The following is a 17,648-nucleotide window of genomic DNA, read 5'->3' as shown; positions in this document are numbered from 1 at the left end:
CGTCACTATTAAGGATAACAAATGATTAAATTACACCATTTAAACAAATCACGCTCTAAGCGTATTATTTGGCTGCTCGAAGAGCTTGGCGTTGATTACGACATTATTGCCTACCAACGTAATAAAGAGACATTTTTAGCACCTGATGAGTTAAAACAAATTCATCCTCTCGGTAAAGCTCCTGTGATTGAAGATAACGGTAAAGTAATTACTGAATCGGGCGCGATAACTGACTACCTAATAACTCAGTATGGCAAAGGTAAGTTTATGCCAAACCAGCAAAGTGAGAGTTACATTGATTATCAACAATGGCTCCATTTTGCTGAAAGCTCAGCAATGGTGCCTTTTTTATTAAAACTATTTATTACAAAAGATGGCTGTAAAACTAACTTCATAGCTGATTATGCCGACCATGAAATTGGTAAAATACTCAGCTATGTTAATCAACATTTGAAAGGTAGAAAGTACTTTGTTGATGACAACCTTACTGGCGCTGATTTTATGATGTCATTCGTCATAGAGAAAGTCGCTGAGTCTGGCATACTGTCTCATTTTGCAGAAATAGAGCGGTATTTCGAGCGATTAAACACCTATGAGAGCTATCGTACAGCAAATGAGTTAGAAGCCAAATACGGATAAAGACAAGCAAAGGCATACTCCAATGCCTTCGCACACACACTTACAAAACTCCAAAGGATGAGCGTGATTACACTTCGAGACTTCGTAGAGTCAGATGCAAAACAACTTGTTGCTATTCTTAACGACATGGATGTTACACAATACCTATCAACTAAAATCCCCTCTCCTTATAGTTACGAGGATGCTCAGTGGTGGATTAATGAAGGAAGTCAAAGTCAGCTCATTAAAGCCGTTATATTTAACGATAAACTTATTGGATGCGTGAGTGTGCACCCAGGCGAGTTTGAATTTGCTCGCTCAGGTGAGTTAGGTTACTGGCTGGCAAAAGAGTACTGGCAGCAAGGTATCACTGTAAAAGCTGCATCTATGCTACTCGAAACAGTATTCTCTAAAACGAAAATCGCCAGAGTGTTTGCTTACGTGTGCGAAGATAATCCTGCCTCAATGAAGGTGCTGCAAAGACTAGGCTTCGAGCAAGATGCCATTTTAAAAAACGCGATGTTCAAGAAAGGACACTTATTTAATGCCCACCTTTTTTCATTATTAAAACCTAAAAATTAAGCAAATGAGTATGCATACATCACCATATCATTTGAATGCCCTATTAAGTAACTTTTAAAGTTTCCTAAAATAAAGTAAGCTAACCACTTCTGTAACACTTAAAGTTACCTACTAGGTTTTTACTATGCAACAACACGAAGTCACCGCCTTATTTGATCAACAAGCAGCTAATTATGATTCACAATGGCAAAACATGGCCCCCATTAGCCAGGCCTTGTATTTTATGATGACACCTTTATTCAGCAAACTACCAAGCAATGCGCATATTCTTTGCGTTGGAGCGGGCACCGGAAATGAAATTTTGCATTTAGCACAGGCCTTCCCCACATTTAGTTTCACCGCAGTCGAACCCTCGAGTGAAATGATCAAAGTATGCAAACACAATTTAACGCAAGCAGGGGTGGCACATCGCTGCCAGTTTCATAATGGTTACGTAGATTCACTTAAAAACTTGATGCCCTTTGATGCAGCGACAGCCGTGTTAGTATCGCAGTTTATTGTGGATGAACCTAAACGAGTGGCATTTTTTGCTGATATTCAAAAACGTTTAAAAGCAGGTGGGTTACTTGTCAGCGCAGACTTAAGTGCTAATCAAAGTGACAAAACTTACCCAATGCTGCTTAGTCACTGGTTAAGCGTTATGTCATCAGCCGCAGTCAGTCCTGAACAAATTGAAAGAGTAAAACTAGCTTATGAAAATGACGTTGCTTTAAAAGAATCTCAAGTCATCGAAAACATCATTGCCGAATCAGGCTTTACAGGCGTTTACTCTTTTTATCAAGCTGGCCTAATAAAAGCATTTACCGCCGTTAAAGAATAGTTTAAGCCACACACACTCGATTGCGGCCTGACTTTTTAGCTTGATACATAGCTTCATCGGCCCTTTCGATTGCCGTTTCAATATTATCATCGGCGTTTATCAGCGTTACGCCAAATGAGCCTGTAACATTAATGTGATTATCGTTGCTAATGTCGATTTTTAAAGCCTCAACGCCAGCTCTTAGCCGTTCAGAAAATGACTTAGCATCATCAAGCTCTGTTTGTGGTAAGCAGACTAAAAACTCTTCGCCACCATAGCGATATAATTGATCGTATTTTCTTAGCTGAGATTTAATGCATTTCACGAGGGCTATTAACACCTTATCGCCCGCAGCATGACCAAATTCATCATTTACTTGCTTAAAGTGATCAAGGTCGATCATTATCAGTGCGCAGCTTAGTGATTTACGCTTACACAGCTCGTGTTCTTTTTGCAGGTTTTCTAATAAGTTCGTACGATTTGATGCACCCGTTAAAGGGTCGCGTGTGTGAAGCACTTCAGTAAACTCATCGATAAGGCAGTCAAATAACTCGCGTAATCTATCTAAATCCGCATGAAATTGGTCTAATAAGTTTACTGGAATAACAGTCTTAGACTCTTTTAACGACAACAAGACTTTCGCTCCTTGATGCATTTTTTTATGTGCAGAAGCGATTTCAGAAAAGTGAGGGTGAAGCTTTATAGTCTGATCAGGTAGCTTATTAAACCACTGCCCAAAGCGACAAAAGTTATGAGCATTATCTGCTAAGTCTTGTTCATTTGCGGGAGTATCTGCAATTAGACACCTTAATAAGTTTTTATACCATGACTGGTGCCACTCAATAGCTTGCTCAATTTCTGCAATCACATCTTCGAGCTGTGTATTCGACAATGAACTAATACCTTGTCTGTTAATTTGATGCATGGCCAATGAAGGGACTTCCGCTTTATTATTATTCTCTAAAACAGTACCTAAGGAATGTTACAAACTCAACCCAAAGCGATGTAAAGAGATAGTTTATTCAACTAAGCGGTAACCTACGGCGGGCTCGGTTAAGATATGTTTAGGGCTCGCCGCATTTTGTTCAAGTTTTTGTCTTAACTGACCAATATGTACTCGCACGTATTCAGGACGGTTAATATACTGCTCTCCCCACACTTCAGATAAAATAGCGTTATGCGTTAACACCTTATCTTTTTGCTGAAACAACAACAGTAAAATAGCGTACTCTTTTTTAGTTAGTTTGACTTCTTCAGCGCCTTTACGGACCACGTGCTTATGTGGGTCGATGTGAATATCGCCACATTGCAAAGTTAGGCTGGGTGTTGTTTGTGTGCGAAGTAGCACCCGAATGCGCGCTAGTAATTCGTTTGCACTAAATGGTTTGGTTAGATAATCGTTGGCGCCGTTATCAAGGGCGGTGACTTTTTCTGTTTCGCCGTCGCGTGCAGAAAGTACTAATACAGGGAGCAGGCTCCACTGCCTAAACTCCACCAGCCAATCTTGCCCATCCATATCGAGCAAGCCTAAATCAAGCAGCACTAAATCAAACTGCTGCTGGCTTAATAGTGCAAACGCATCAAGCCCTTTGGCGCACACACTAACTTCATGATCACTGGCTTTTAATAGTGTTTTTAAAAAACTTTGCAGAGGTGGTGAATCCTCTAAAACCAAAATATTAGCCACGACTGTTACTCCAAATTAATATAGCTGTTGCTTGCTTTGTTTGCTCATTGAGGGTTAATTCAAAGCGCCCTTGATGACATTTAGCAACCACATCGCAGATCACACTCCCTAGTCCAACACCTTCATCTTGACTCGTCTCATGCTTATTCGCAAAAGGATTGGTTAGCACAATTTGATATTCATTGTGTGTTTCAATAAATTGCATATTCGCCGAACCATCTCCGTAACGAGCTGCGTTCTCGAGCATATTGGCAAAGGCAATTTCTAGTAGGGTTTCATCGCCAAAACAGATGCTTTGTTGCTGAGCCTCGATGCTCAGTTTAAAGTTTTGTAGTTGCTGCTGACGACGAGATTTTGCTTCGCTAATTAAGGTCAAAATAGGCAGCTTTTGCCATTTAATATTCTCAGCTAACTTATTAACTTTACTGAGCTCCATGACTTTATCAAAGTGCTGGTTAAGTATTTTACTTTGCTCATAAATGTTAGCAGCTTGCTCTTTGATAATCTCAGAGCTTAGTTGGATATCATCATCAGCCAACATGCTTGATGCGCCCATAATGGTCGCTAATGGCGTACGTAAGTCATGGGATAAACTGCGCAACAAGGTGTTTTTTGACCTCTCTAGCTCCGCCTGTACTTTTATCGCCGCTGATTGCTCGCGTAATAAGGTTTTTTCTTGAACCTGATACAGTAAAGAGCACGCTGTATTCGCCAAAGCCTGTTGCTCTGCATTTAGCGTTTTGGCAAACGCAATACCACCAAATTCAGCTTGTTGTTCGTTTAAATAAATAAACTGCTTTGACGCTGTTAGCTGCCAATCACACGCAACCTTTAAATGCGCGGCCATGGTTGTTAAAAACAGCTGCTTTTGCTCCTCAAGGCTATCGAGATCATTAAGCTTTTTTGCTAACTCATACAATAAGCGACTATTACTTGCATGGGCTTGCACATCGCGAACCTTAGTATTGAGCTCCCCGGCTAAGTGACTTATCACTAAACCCACAATCAACATCACCAAAAAGGTGACCACATATTCAATATTTTCGATATGAAAAGTAAAATACGGCACCACATAAAACCAGTCCGTGCAGGCAACACTCACCAAGGTGGTAAGCGCTGCAACACGGCGATTACTGCGCACCGCAACCCATGTCACCCACAAAAGCTGAAGCATCACAATATCGGTGGTTGTAAACAGTTCTCGAAATGGGAATATCGCAAGCACCACCACAAGTGGCATCAACACACTTAAAAATGCGGCTTTTAAATACTGTATTTTGAATACTGACTGCATCATCTTTTCACTTATTGTTTATCCCTATTAGATTAAAGGGTTTTCAATTTTGTCACTATAAAGTTTTTATAAAGTTTTTTTATCTCGGCATAAAATCTTTATAAAGCTTTCAAGCTCTCTAGAGACTTCTGTTTTTTTGGCATTAGCATTTAGCGCGTACCCACAATAGCGAGAAAGACTATGGCTCAGTTTGCAGTAATCGGATTAGGACGTTTTGGCGTAACCGCCTGTTTAGAACTTTCAAAACAAGGTCATACAGTGTGTGCCGCCGATATTAGCGAAAGCACCGTTAATCACTATGCCGACCAACTCAGTTTTACCGTGGTGGTTGATGCCAGTGATGAAACACAATTAGCACGGCTCGATTTACCCAGTTGCCAAGCCGTATTGGTGGCCATTGGCGAGAATATTGAAGCCAGTATTTTATGTGTATTGCACTTAAAAAACTTAGGCGTAAAGCAAATTTGGGTAAAAGCCTGTACCAAAAGCCACCATCAAATACTAAGTAAACTTGGCGTTGACCGCATAATTCACCCTGAAGAAGAAATGGGCGTGAGGGTTGCGCAAGCGCTTAACTACCCAATGGTTAATCAATATTTCCCGCTTAACCAATCCACGTTTATTGTTGAACTAGGCATTGATCTGCAGCTTTCAGGTCGCAAAATTGGCTGGCTGCTCAAAGAACGTAATAGCGATATTAAACCACTCACACTACGACGTGATGATTACTTCAATACAGAGCTGACTAACGACACCGAACTGCGTCACGGCGATAGTCTGGTGCTACTGGGCTCTAAAACTTACTTAACTAAATTAGCAAAACGGTTTCGTGCATTATGATCAACTGGCAAGCCAACGTTTATCCAAAACAATTTAGCGGTGTAAAGTGCCGTAAGCGGCAAAAAATAAACCCACCTTTAGTGCTTACTATCGGCTTTATTGTGTTAATTATGCTCGGCACGGGCTTGCTTATGCTACCAATGGCAAGCACCCAACCGATCAGCTGGCTCGATGCATTATTTACGGCAACCTCTGCGGTTACAGTAACAGGGCTGGTGGTCATCGACACAGGTACTGATCTGACTGTATTTGGTCAAAGCGTGGTCATGCTGCTGATTCAAATAGGTGGCATTGGCTTTATGACCGTGGCGGTGATTTCAATTTTAAGTTTAGGAAAAACCCTAGGCTTACAACAACGCTTACTCGCCAGCCGCGCTTTTGACACTAACGATTTAACCTCGGTGATCAAAGTTGCTAAGTATGTTTTAGTGTATTCATTAGTGATTGAGTCGGTGGCATTTTGCTTACTCTTTATTAGTTGGTTCGATGACTATGGCGCACTAAAAAGCGCCTATCACAGTCTGTTTTATACGATTTCGGCGTTCAATAATGCGGGCTTTGCATTAAGTGGCGATAGCTTATCGGCATTCAAGGGCGATATAACCGTAAACGTAGTGATCACCGCTTTGTTTATCATCGGTGGTTTAGGGTTTACTGTACTGATTGATATCTACAAACAAAAGCGCTGGTCATTATTATCGACCAATACCCGCCTGGTGTTAATTGCCACCTTAGTGCTCAACTGCATCGCATTTATATTGATTTTTTTCTTTGAACACGCCAATCCCGCGACATTAGCGCCGCTATCAACGTCTGAGCAAATATTAACGGCTTGGTTTCAAGCAGTGACTCCTCGTACCGCAGGGTTCAATACCCTACCGATTGATGGCTTGAGTCAAGATTCAACGCTTTTGACTATGCTGCTGATGGTAATTGGCGGTGGTTCAGTCAGTACGGCGAGCGGCATAAAACTAGGCACCTTTGTGATCCTAATTTTAGCGATGCGCAGCTATTTAAAACAGCAAACCACGGTCACCGTGTTTAACCGTCAGCTGAGCGACAAGTTAGTGATCAAGGCATTAAGCGTCATGATACTGTACTTATTTATCGCTTTTACCAGCATTATGATCATCACCAAGCTTGAACAAGGGTCGTTACTTGATATCACCTTTGAGACAATTTCGGCACTCAGTACCGTAGGCCTTTCGCGGGGTATAACTGGGGATTTAAGTGCGCCTAGTCAGCTCATCATCATACTGCTGATGCTGATAGGTCGGGTTGGGCCATTAACCTTTGCTTATTGTTTTGCTCGCCAGCACAGCCAACCTTTAACCTACCCGACTACCAGTATTCAAATTGGTTAAGTGTACAGTTTTGACACTTTTTAGTGTTAAACCTGTGAACTTGAAAAGCACTAAAATAAGTCTACAATAATGACATATAAATATGCCATTAATCATTACTTGAGAAATAAATTGAAAAAGTCAGATGCAATCAAAAAGCTATCAGAATTTGATAAACAAGGACGTTATATTTTTACAATGTCTGATTTTGCAAAGATTTTTTTTGATGATACTAATAGGAGCTTGAGAGCGGGGATTTCTCGACTCATCGATGATGGCTTTTTAATTAGAGTTGCAAATGGCATTTTTATTTACGCTCTTGCTCAGTCAAAAGGAAGTGATACGCTGGAGCTAATTGCAAAAACAATCCGCCGTGGTGAGTACAATTACGTTAGTTTAGAGTCTGCACTTTCAGAGTATGGAATTATTTCACAAATCCCCGTTGGCAGATTGACCATTATGACAACAGGACGCTCGGGTGAATATAAAACGCCTTTTGGTACAATTGAATTTACTCACACTAAGCGAGACCGTTTAGACATTCTAAAAAACACAATGAAAACAGATCGCTCTTTGAGATTTGCAACGAAAAATACTGCTCTAAGGGATTTAAAAAGAGTTGGCCGAAATACTCATTTAATTGCAGAGGAAGCATAAGATGAAAACTGAACAAGAGAACTTTGCGCAACTGGTAAATCTCGCTATGCAAACCACAAATGTTTCTCATATGCGGGCTGTTATAGAAAAAGAGTTATTGCATTACGACATCCTATTTGCTCTCGAAAGAGGTGGATTTCTTGATAAGCTGGTATTTCAAGGAGGTACTTCTTTAAGATTATGTTACGGCGGAAATCGCTTTAGTGAAGATTTAGATTTTGCTGGTGGTAAAGAATTCAATTCACTCATTTTAAAAGATATCAAAGCATGTATTGAAAAGTATATTGGCGAAAGATATGGCCTTGAGGTGACAGTTAAAGAACCGAAAGAGTTAAAAAAAGACCCTAAATACTCAGAATTAAAAATTGATAAGTGGCAAGTTGCAGTAGTAACTGCACCACAAAGAAAGGATTTACCCAAACAAAAAATTAAGTTAGAAGTTGCCAATATTCCGGCCTACACAAAGCAGCCTTTACCACTGAATGTGAACTATGATTTTCTGCCTGATGGATACAGCGATACACTGATCTTAGCTGAAACACTCGATGAGGTGATGGCTGACAAAATAATTTCATTACCAGCCACAACAAAGTATGTGCGACATCGAGACATTTGGGATCTTGCTTGGTTGCAACAGCAAGGGGCTCAATTAGATATTGAACTAGTTAAAAATAAAGTTGCTGACTATCAACTTGAGCAATATCAGTCCATGCTCTCTCATTTAATTGATAGGTTACCCGAACTTACCACGAGCCCTGAGTTTATCGGTGAAATGAAACGCTTTTTAGATACCGAAGTATTCGATAGAACTCTCGGTAAAGAAAAGTTTCAGTTGTACTTACAAAACACCCTGACAGAGTTATTCAAGACAGTTCTGTCAAAAATGTTTACCGAAGCTACAGAGCCTGATTTTAAAATGTAAGACCTTACTACAACTGCTGTAGCAAGGCTTTAATGTCACTGTATCGTTGTTGCTCGCAAAGGCCAAAACCTGAAAGCTGTCTGACTTTATTACGAGTAAATAAAGGCACGCTCATGCCCGCTAAAAACCGGCACTGAGTATCGATGCTGACATCACTAATCCCTTTAGAGGCTAAGTGCTGTTTAAGCTCAGCAACTTTGCTGGCAATCACATTTTGCTCAGGCATTTGATGCACTAGTGAGTAACTAAGTTTTACCTGCTGGCCTCTACACACTGAACAATGGCCACATTGCTGGGGTGCATGTTGGTCATCAAAATAGCGAGCTAAGTTATAACTTAAGCAGCTATCTAGCTCAAAAAAGCGTACTAAAGTGGCGATACGTTTAATTTCGGCCTGCTCTTTTTCGATAAAATATTGGTGAAGTTGCGGTGCTAAATCAGCGTGATTTATTACCGAATTATTCACCTCATACACTTGCGTGATACGTTTAGTTTCAAGGGCAATATGACCTTTCTCGGCCAAATAATCGAGCGCTGCAACCACACGTTTTCTATCAACTTGAGTGGCACGGGTTAACGCATCAAAATTAAGTGTGCCCCAAATTTTCTTAAACTCAGTATGTTTGAATACCTGTTGTAAAAACGCTTGTCGGTCAGCATCAAACTGGCTAAGTAGCTCGTTTTGATCCGTTAAAAACTTATATTTAAAATCGGCGTAATAGGCATATAAAGGCGTAATAGCCCCTTGCATTTCTAACTGCACTAGTAAGGTTTTTAATGCTAAAGCACGAATATTACTTTCGCTCGATAAGCTGTACTCTTGCATTTCCCACTGGTTGTTCGTTTGTTCGTTGCGAATGTTATTAATGACATAGTCAATCCCACTTTGCTCGGGAGTGTCGGCATAAACAAAGTTCTCAACGGTATTCAAGCCATCAAGGTTTGCTAGGGTAAAACAGTTTGACGGCGCACCATCTCGCCCTGCGCGGCCAATCTCTTGGCTATAGTTCTCAATCGATTTTGGCAAATCATAGTGGATCACAAAGCGAATATCAGACTTATCAACGCCCATCCCAAAAGCAATTGTTGCCACGACAATATTGATTTTACCCGCCATAAAATCATCTTGAATTTGCCAGCGTTTATCATCCTCAAGGCCTGCATGATAGGCCACTGCATTAAAGCCCGCTCTTGCCAAGCCTTCGGCCACTTGCTCAGCGGTATGCTGTAAGGTGACATAGACAATCCCTGCCCCTTGTTGGCTGGCTATAATACTTGCTAATTGCTGAGGTTTTTCTTGGCTTGCAACACTGAGCACTGATAAATCGAGGTTGCTTCGGTAAAAGCCTGTTTGCACCACACATTCTGGGGCAATAGCAAAACGCTCACACATATCGCGCTTTACTTTTTTAGTGGCGGTGGCGGTAAGTAGCAATACCAGTGGAATATTAAGCTCTTCACGATAGCGCGGCAGTTTTAGATAATCAGGCCTAAAGTTATGACCCCATTCAGATATACAGTGCGCTTCATCAACCACCAGCATCGAAATAGGCACTTGTTTAATAAATTCACGAAAGCGCTCATTCTTAAAACGCTCAACTGAGACCATTAAAATTTTCACCTTCCCTGCTCGCACATCACTCATTACCGTATGGCTTTGCTCACTGGTTTGGCTTGAATCAAGGCTTGCCGCGTAAATACCTTTGCTATTTAAAAAGCTGATTTGATCTTTCATCAGTGCCAATAATGGCGATACCACTAAGGTCAAGTTGGGTAAGTGCAATGCGGTTAATTGATAGCACAAAGATTTACCTGAGCCAGTTGGAAAAATTGCCAACGACGATTGCTGATTTAATAACTGCTCAATGGTTTGTTGCTGACCTTGGCGAAACTCATTAAAGCCAAAGTATTGATTCAACGAAGTGTGTAGTGGTGTAGTCATCCTGATCCCTCACTTTCATTCCCTTTTCAGGTAATGATAGGTCTCTTACTGCGAATTAGCCATGTTAACCCGTTTAACTCAATCTCCCAAGGCCATTGATATAACTAAGCGCACTATATTGTTCTTAACAGGTACTGACAAAACCAGTAAAAAGGCGCACAATGGGCGCGTTGCCATGGGGTATTGATGGATGGACTTGCAATACCTAAGCGCTTTTTCGCAAGAGTGTTTAGGTATTATACTTTTGAGGGCAACGTAATGATTAACCAACCTCCTAAAATCGTGATAATCGGTGGTGGCGCTGGTGGCTTAGAGCTAGCAACACAATTAGGACACAAACTCGGGAAAAAACGCCAAGCAGAGATACTTTTAATCGATAAAAACCGCAGCCATATTTGGAAGCCGTTACTTCATGAAGTAGCGACGGGGTCGATTGATGCCGATTTAGACGGCGTTGTATACTCAGCTCATGCAGCAAAACATCATTATAATTTTCAACTCGGCAGCTTTTGCCACTTAGATCAAACCAACAAAACTATCACTTTAAGTGAGTTAAAAGACGAACTTGGCCACCGAATTTTACCCGAGCGCCAAGTCAGTTATGACTACCTTGTACTTGCTATAGGCAGTGTCAGTAACGACTTTAATACCCCTGGCGTTAACAAGCACTGTTTTTACCTTGATTCAAACCAGCAAGCTGAACGCTTTCAGCATGCTCTACTCGATAACTTCACCCGTTTACATCAAGATGACGACCCACAACATTCTTTAACCATTGCCATAGTGGGAGGTGGTGCAACCGGGGTTGAGCTGTCGGCAGAGCTTTATCATGTGTCAGACATGCTAAAAATGTATGGCCTTAATAAAATGACCGCGAAACGCTTACACATTGATTTAATTGAAGCAGGGCCGCGAATTTTACCCGCTTTACCCGAGCGCATTGCAAACTCGGCTAAACGAGAGCTAGTTAAGTTAGGAGTAACAGTACGCGAAGGCACGCAAGTAAAAGAGGCCACAGAAAACAGCTTTATCACCAGAAACGATGAACATATCAAAGCCGACATTATGGTTTGGGCTGCGGGTGTAAAAGCCCCTGATTTCATTAAAGATATTGGTATCTTTGAGCTTACCCGCAATAACCAAATTAAGGTGAACCAATATCTGCAAAGTAGCGTAAACGACAATATCTTTGTGATTGGTGATTGCTGTGCATTTACTCAAGAAGATGGCACACAAGTGCCACCCAGAGCGCAATCGGCTCATCAAATGGCACAATGTGTTGAAAAAAATCTAATAGCCACACTCAAAGGCCAGCCACTCAGTGCTTTTACCTACAGTGATCATGGCTCTTTAGTTAACTTGTCACGCTACAGCACGGTAGGCAGTTTAATGGGCAACCTAACCAGTAATAGCTTTTTTATAGAGGGTAAAATAGCGCGATTTATGTATATTTCGCTCTATCGTATGCATCAACGTGCTATCCATGGCAGTGCAAAAACTTTTGCACTGTGGATCAGCGAAAAAGTACTCCGCGTTGTTAGGCCAAAAATGAAACTGCATTAAGCTACGGCATAAAGCCGGCAAATTAGTTGTTTGTCGGCTATTTATGCACTTCGTCCCTAGGTAATTGACATCACTCTACAAAGTCATACACTTCAAGCAAGATAGCTCCATGGATTGAAGATGAAAAAAGGTATTTCGCTAACCGTTTTTGCAGTGCTTTGTGCCTGTGGGGCCTACCTGATATTAGATAAACCCACACCCATCGAAGCGATAAGCAATGAAGTCTCGACATCTTCTGCTACTGTCGCTGAACAAAAAAAGGCTACGAGCCTCTTTAAACCATCAAATCAGCCTAATACCAAAGCAACAGAGCTGGCTAAACTCAAGCTAGCCAAACGCCAGTGTAAGCAACAAAGTTTAAAAGCCACTCAAGCTGCAGCTGATCACAGTCAAATAGAAGCAGCGATTAAACAAGCACTAAAAGACGGCGACTCCCTTGAAGATATTTTAAGTTATTCAGAGCTGGTGAAAATATCTTACCGTTCATTTAATACCTTAGTTATTAACGCCATCAAACAAAATGCAGAACAGCAATTTCAATATGCCTTATCAGTTGGCATATTAAAAAACTGGCAAGGGCTTGAGGTCATTGATTATTTTGATATAGATACAATCAATCAACTAACGGCAATTGATGGACCCCTTAGTCAAAATACTGGCTCAATGATGTTTAATGTGCCATTACCTGAGCAAGTAAACAAAACAGCATTGTACAAACTATTGGATAACAACGATGATTTTAATACCTATTTAAAAACGCCGTTTAAAATCGGCCCATCAAGGCTCATTTCACCATCTATTTTGTTTCTTGTTAATGCTCATGCGCTTAGTTTAACTGAGTTTGAAAACGCAATATCTAGTAAAGAGTTTACTGTTAACGACATTGCTGTGGCTTTAAAAAGCAACTTACCTAATGATTACCTAGCAGCGCTCATCTCTCAAACAGCACAGCTAAACGGCTCGCCTACAGCAATGAGTGATGACTTTATCGATGAACAACTGTATTTAAACCTTGCTGATGTAGCCGTTAGTGAATTTAACGTACCAATTTTAAAGTTATTAGGTGAGCGAGGTATTGAGCCCACTAATCAGCCAAATGTATTTACAGCGATGGATATTGCCATTGTAAACCTAAAAGGCAGCTCAAATAGCGAAGTGCAGCCACTAGAGAGCAAACACATAGAAACACTAAGTTATCTAAAAAATAAAGGTTATCGAGCTCACGGCGAGCTTGTACGCGACACACCGAACGATAGACTACTGATGCTTAAATCTTCATTCTTACCGAGTAGCCTTTTATTTGCTGGCGACCAAGTTGCTAATGATGCTTTTTCTCAGTTTATAGATTTAAAGCTAATCCCAAATAACCTAGCATTTAAACGTAAAGAAAAAGATAACTCTGCAATATCAAAAGCACTCAGCGCCTATGAACTACAAAAACAGCAAGCCAAAAAAATAACTCCTGAGTGTGAAACGATCGATCAGCGGATTTATTCGCTAGAAGCGATAAAAACACGCTCTCAAGCACTCAAAGAATTAGAAACTCTCGAAGCGCAACAAGGCTTACTTACCCTCGACACCCTTCAAGCCATCGACCCTGTACAGGTTCATAATTGGCAATTTTTGCATTTAAATGATTATAAATATCAAACCTCAACGCAGTACCAAACCTACAAAGAAGCAATTATTGAAAAAGACTTTAATACCATTGCCAGTATCACCCAAACAGCAAAACTGAGTACCCACCAGACAAATATGTTGCTTGCAGCAACAATAGAAAACGCTCAACAATTGACGTCTATTTGGCAAAACAGAGTCGACCCAACTGCACCTAAGAATCTTTATGTTTTTACTAAATTGCCATTAGCACAATGGCAAATATTGGCAGATAACGGCTTTGATTTTTCATTAAAAGACATGCAAAACAACGACATGTATTTTTATGCAAGCATGCATTCAAGTGCAGCTGTTAAGTTTTTAATGAGCCTTGCAGTTGCGCATGATTTTTCTAAACCTGGGCTTGATATTCTCGACCAAGCACTGGAGCAAAGCTATAACACACAAACCCTCGCTGACTATATGCCAAGCGCATTAAAACTTGTTGATCAATATGAGCCTAACCACTTTCGTCGTGCCGAGCGTCTAAAAGTTTTTGTTCCTGATGTTTATGAAGAGCTTATTAAACTTGCGCCAAAACTTGCACCCAAAAATGGCACTGTAATGAATAACTATCTGTACAGCGCTTATTAAGCTCCTTACCTATTTGAGCCGTAAATTAACCTATCTGTTTTGAGCTTCGCCGCGTATAATGCCCACTTTTTGTGGGGCGCAAAAATTGAATATTATTACACTAAGCGTTTTATCGCTTGCTATGTCGACTGATGCTTTTGCAGCTTCAATCACCAAAGGCAGTACACTTAAAAATCCTCGTGTTCTGAGTGCAATCAAGCTTGGTTTATTGTTTGGCTGTATCGAAGCTATCGCACCGATTGTTGGCTGGCTGATTGGCAGTGCCGGTGCAGATTACGTTGAAGCCTTTGATCACTGGATTGCCTTTGTGTTGTTAGTGGGTTTGGGTATTCATATGTTGCTTGAGAGTCGTAAAGAAGATGACGACGATGAAGAGGAACTTGCACCGAATACCAAGCGCTCTTTCATTGCCACACTACTAACTGCCGTTGGCACCAGTATAGATGCTATGACAGTAGGTATCAGCCTTGCTTTCATGAAAGTGAATATTTACTTAGCTGCCGCCATGATAGGCCTAGCAACCACAATTATGGTTACCATCGGCGCGCTACTTGGTAACGTAATGAGTGGCTGGGTAGGCAAAAAAGCCGAAGCAATTGGCGGTGTTGCACTTATTTTTATCGGCTGTGGCATCCTATACAGCCATACCGTGACTTAAACTAATAGCTTATCAAACTCTTCTTTGGGCATGGGCTTATAAAAATAGTACCCCTGCCCAAGTTCACAGCCTAAATCGATCAACTTATTTAGGTGCTGTTTTTCTTCTACTCCCTCGGCAACAATTAATAGACTTAATGAATGAGCTAAGCTTGTTATTGTCTTGACTATATCCATACTCTGCGAATCAACCATCATGTCTCTAACAAATGATTGATCTACTTTTAAAACATCGACCGGAAAAAGCTTTAAATATGAAAGACTGGAATAACCCGTTCCAAAATCATCAATCGCAATAGTCAGGCCAAGCACCGCTAAATCATTCAGCATACTCTTAGTTACTTCAAAATCTTCCATTAACGCACTTTCTGTAACTTCTAATTCGAGCAATTCACTCGGTAAGCCCGACATTTGGAGAGTTTGCGCCACAAAGTTACAAAAGTTTTTATCCGTAAACTGCTTTGCTGAAATATTGACAGCAACCTTGATACGAAAGCCTTTATCTAACCACTCCTTTGCTGCGTAACAACTTTGCTTTAAAACTGACTCACCAAGAGCGTTAATAAGTCCAGTCTCTTCAGCTAAAGGAATAAATTCAACTGGCAATATAATTTGATTATTAGTATCTCGTAACCGAACAAGTGCTTCAACACCGACTATTTTTTGTGAACCCAGTGCGACCTTGGGTTGATAATAAACTTCTATCTTGTCGTTTTCTATCGAAGTACGAATCAGTTTTTCAACACTTTGGCGCTGTTTAAACTGATGCTCTAAATCATCTGAGTAATAACAAAAGCGATTACGTCCTTGTTCTTTCGCTTTATACATAGCGGCATCAGCATGAGTCATCATATCTTCTGCTGTCACTGATTCTCTAGGATAAATGCTAATACCTACACTCACTGACAAAATATAAGGTTGTTCATCAATTTTGAATGGTTCACTCATTGTATTAATGATGTCAGTAGCAATCACATCAATAATTGATGTTAGCTTTATTTCAGGGATTAATATCGCAAATTCATCACCGCCGATCCGCGCTAATGTGTAGTTTAAATCAATTAAAGATTCTAATCGCTTCGCAACAAGTTTAATTATTAAATCACCTTGTTGATGACCAAGTGTGTCATTCAAGTATTTAAAATGATCAATATCAATTAAAATTAAAGCAACTTGTTGCTCCTTGCTCTTGGCTACTTTGCAAGCATGGGAGACTCTATCATAAAGCAAGACTCGATTAGGCAAGTCGGTTAGTAAGTCATGATTAGCAAGGTGACTCATTTTAACTGCCATTGCCACTGACTCACTAACATCGTGAAAAACGATGATCCCACCACTGACACGACCATCATCATCACGAATTGGCGCAGCAGAATCTTCGACTCGATAAACACGGTTATCTAATGCTGTTAATTGGGTATTTAACGACATAGCAACAATACGATTTTCTCGCAAAGCAAGTAGGATAGGATTAACTAGGTTTTGTCCTGAATACGCATCAGTCAACTTCATCACGTCATCAATATGTTTTGCCTGAGCCTGCTGTGCTGAATAACCCGTTAGCTTTTCAGCAATGGGATTCATAAACGTAATATGGGCTTCGTTATCTGTTGCGATAACCGCATCACCAATCGAGTTGAGCATTACTCGCAATCGCTCAGACTCAGCAGCTAATAACTTTTTAGTGCGCTTAATTGATGTAATATCCGTAAGCGTCAATATAACGCCTACCGCTTGTCCTTCATGAAATTGTAAATTAATTTGTGCCCTAACATGCTCAATATTATCGCTCGGATCGACAAACGGTACATTTAACACTTCCTGCGGCTTTTGCTCTTCTAAACAGTTATGCAAAGCAAGGTATAGATCATCAGGAAGAATATCTTTAGCTCTTTGGCCAATCATCTCATTGCCACTTACGGCAAACCACTGACAAGTCATGTCATTATTAAAAAGGTTTAGCTCTTGCACTGACCAATAAGAAATAAATACCGGAACTTGAGCTATTAGTGCCGCAACGTCATCTTTTGCAGTATTTATTTGCGCTTCCTGTTGCTTCATTTTTAGATGATTTACTATTCTCAACCGACATAGATTTAAGTCGACAGGCTTATGAATTAAATCAACCCCACCATTCTCAAAACTCTGATATTCAAATATTTGTTCATTATGCGAGGTGACAAAAATAACGATTGATAGGGCTGTTAGTGGGTTTTGTTTAATTGCTTTGCATACTTCGAAGCCATTCATATTTGGCATTTCAATATCAAGTAAAATAATATCGGGCCTGAATGAAAATGCTACGCCTAAGGCTTCAACTCCTGACGCACATCCAATAACTTCACCTAAATCACCAAGAGCCTCAGTCATCACCAATAGGCTTGTAGGTTCATCATCAACAACGAGTATTTTACTCTGCCGATTATTTAGATGAGAAAAAAGCAAGACTATGACCTCAATTAATGTAACTAAAAAAACTCTAGTCCTATCTCAT

At 40.5% G+C, this 17,648-nt stretch carries 15 protein-coding genes; 10 read left to right on the top strand and 5 right to left on the bottom strand.

The genetic code is table 11. The features are described from left to right. Positions 1-21 precede the first annotated feature (21 nt). From L1266_RS15520 to L1266_RS15510, 3 genes are all read left to right on the top strand, one after another. Positions 22-639: a glutathione S-transferase family protein gene (locus L1266_RS15520; RefSeq protein WP_138619778.1), complete on the top strand. Its 618-nt coding sequence runs from the start codon at positions 22-24 to the stop codon at positions 637-639. Between the two features lie 57 nt (positions 640-696). After that, on the top strand, positions 697-1,200 hold the full coding sequence (locus tag L1266_RS15515; protein WP_235377858.1) for a GNAT family N-acetyltransferase: 504 nt from the start codon (positions 697-699) through the stop codon (positions 1,198-1,200). 124 nt (positions 1,201-1,324) lie between these two features. Continuing rightward, positions 1,325-2,020 carry a class I SAM-dependent methyltransferase gene (locus tag L1266_RS15510; protein ID WP_138599348.1) on the top strand — a complete coding sequence of 232 codons (696 nt, stop codon included), beginning with the start codon at positions 1,325-1,327 and terminating at the stop codon, positions 2,018-2,020. A gap of 1 nt (position 2,021) precedes the next feature. On the opposite strand, the gene L1266_RS15505 is transcribed toward L1266_RS15510, so the two are convergent. The 3 genes from L1266_RS15505 to L1266_RS15495 all read right to left on the bottom strand — a co-directional run bounded on the left by L1266_RS15505 (position 2,022) and on the right by L1266_RS15495 (position 4,983). Next, positions 2,022-2,924 (bottom strand): diguanylate cyclase, encoded by a 903-nt coding sequence (locus L1266_RS15505; RefSeq protein ID WP_166338343.1) that lies wholly within the window; start codon positions 2,922-2,924, stop codon positions 2,022-2,024. 93 nt (positions 2,925-3,017) lie between these two features. Beyond that, a complete protein-coding gene (locus L1266_RS15500) occupies positions 3,018-3,686 on the bottom strand; it encodes a response regulator (protein WP_054553464.1) in 669 nt (222 codons plus the stop codon). Continuing rightward, positions 3,679-4,983, bottom strand: a complete 1,305-nt coding sequence (locus L1266_RS15495) for a DUF4118 domain-containing protein (RefSeq protein ID WP_235377857.1) — start codon at positions 4,981-4,983, stop codon at positions 3,679-3,681. The genes L1266_RS15500 and L1266_RS15495 overlap by 8 nt, the downstream gene beginning before the upstream one ends. Positions 4,984-5,160: 177 nt before the next feature. Here L1266_RS15495 and L1266_RS15490 point away from each other — a divergent pair, with 177 nt between their 5' ends. The 4 genes from L1266_RS15490 to L1266_RS15475 all read left to right on the top strand — a co-directional run bounded on the left by L1266_RS15490 (position 5,161) and on the right by L1266_RS15475 (position 8,742). Beyond that, positions 5,161-5,820: a potassium channel family protein gene (locus tag L1266_RS15490; protein WP_054553462.1), complete on the top strand. Its 660-nt coding sequence runs from the start codon at positions 5,161-5,163 to the stop codon at positions 5,818-5,820. Next, entirely contained in the window at positions 5,817-7,184 is a 1,368-nt protein-coding gene (locus tag L1266_RS15485) for a TrkH family potassium uptake protein (RefSeq protein ID WP_235377856.1), read from the top strand. The genes L1266_RS15490 and L1266_RS15485 overlap by 4 nt, the downstream gene beginning before the upstream one ends. A 111-nt stretch (positions 7,185-7,295) precedes the next feature. Then, entirely contained in the window at positions 7,296-7,820 is a 525-nt protein-coding gene (gene abiEi / locus L1266_RS15480) for a type IV toxin-antitoxin system AbiEi family antitoxin (RefSeq protein ID WP_054553624.1), read from the top strand. 1 nt (position 7,821) lies between these two features. Continuing rightward, positions 7,822-8,742, top strand: coding sequence for a nucleotidyl transferase AbiEii/AbiGii toxin family protein (locus tag L1266_RS15475; protein WP_235377855.1), 921 nt, complete (start codon positions 7,822-7,824; stop codon positions 8,740-8,742). Positions 8,743-8,749: 7 nt separating this feature from the next. Here the strand turns inward: L1266_RS15475 and L1266_RS15470 are convergent, their stop codons facing one another. After that, complete coding sequence (locus L1266_RS15470) at positions 8,750-10,684, bottom strand: RecQ family ATP-dependent DNA helicase (protein ID WP_235377854.1); 1,935 nt, start codon at positions 10,682-10,684, stop codon at positions 8,750-8,752. Positions 10,685-10,942: 258 nt separating this feature from the next. Between L1266_RS15470 and L1266_RS15465 the strand changes: the two genes are divergently transcribed. The 3 genes from L1266_RS15465 to L1266_RS15455 all read left to right on the top strand — a co-directional run bounded on the left by L1266_RS15465 (position 10,943) and on the right by L1266_RS15455 (position 15,155). Further along, positions 10,943-12,247 (top strand): NAD(P)/FAD-dependent oxidoreductase, encoded by a 1,305-nt coding sequence (locus tag L1266_RS15465; RefSeq protein WP_235377853.1) that lies wholly within the window; start codon positions 10,943-10,945, stop codon positions 12,245-12,247. Between the two features lie 120 nt (positions 12,248-12,367). After that, complete coding sequence (locus L1266_RS15460; RefSeq protein WP_235377852.1) at positions 12,368-14,497, top strand: hypothetical protein; 2,130 nt, start codon at positions 12,368-12,370, stop codon at positions 14,495-14,497. Positions 14,498-14,582: 85 nt separating this feature from the next. Beyond that, entirely contained in the window at positions 14,583-15,155 is a 573-nt protein-coding gene (locus L1266_RS15455; RefSeq protein WP_138619787.1) for a manganese efflux pump MntP, read from the top strand. Here L1266_RS15455 and L1266_RS15450 read toward each other — a convergent pair. Beyond that, positions 15,152-17,599 (bottom strand): EAL domain-containing protein, encoded by a 2,448-nt coding sequence (locus L1266_RS15450; protein ID WP_235377851.1) that lies wholly within the window; start codon positions 17,597-17,599, stop codon positions 15,152-15,154. The genes L1266_RS15455 and L1266_RS15450 overlap by 4 nt on opposite strands. Positions 17,600-17,648 lie beyond the last annotated feature (49 nt).

This window comes from Pseudoalteromonas sp. Cn5-37 (genome assembly GCF_021532495.1).
GTDB lineage: Bacteria > Pseudomonadota > Gammaproteobacteria > Enterobacterales > Alteromonadaceae > Pseudoalteromonas > Pseudoalteromonas simplex.
This window is presented reverse-complemented; position numbering and strand designations above follow the sequence as displayed.